Source organism: Caballeronia sp. LZ043, assembly GCF_031451075.1.
Lineage (GTDB): Bacteria > Pseudomonadota > Gammaproteobacteria > Burkholderiales > Burkholderiaceae > Caballeronia.
Genome location: NZ_JARUXT010000062.1, coordinates 1 through 547, shown reverse-complemented (window position 1 = coordinate 547; position 547 = coordinate 1). Strand labels below are relative to the sequence as shown.

Sequence of the window (547 nt, the reverse complement as noted above, 5' to 3'; positions counted from 1 at the left end):
TGCCGAAAGCGACAGGACCGCAGACAGCGGTGGTCGTTGGCCCGGCAGGCGAGACCATCTGGACCGACCAGCACGGCCGCGTGAAGCTGCAATTCCGCTGGGACCGCTACGGCAAGAGCGACGAGAACAGCTCGTGCTGGGTACGCGTCTCGGATGCCTGGGCCGGTTCGAACTATGGCGGCATCTATATCCCGCGCATCGGCCAGGAAGTGGTGGTGGATTTCATGAACGGCAACATCGATCGCCCGCTCATCACAGGACGCGTCTACAACGCCTCGCAGATGCCGCCGTTCAACCTGCCCGACTCGGCCACGCAGAGCGGCTTCCTCACGCGCACGCCCGGCGGCAACAGCAGCAACGCCAACATGTTCCGCTTCGAGGACAAGCAGGGTTCGGAGCAGATCAAGCTGCACGCCGAGCGCAATTACGACACGTCGGTGGAAGCGAACACCACGCACACCACAGCCGGCTCACACACCATCGAAGTGGGCTTGCCGCTCGCTTCGGGCGACAGTTCGACTTCGCCGCCGCCATCCGGCGCGCAACG

1 protein-coding gene is annotated in these 547 nt (G+C 64.5%); it reads left to right on the top strand.

Features of this window, described 5'->3' with window-relative positions:
- On the top strand, positions 1-547 hold a 547-nt coding region (gene tssI, locus QCE64_RS37815), incomplete at both ends, for a type VI secretion system tip protein TssI/VgrG (protein WP_310009522.1).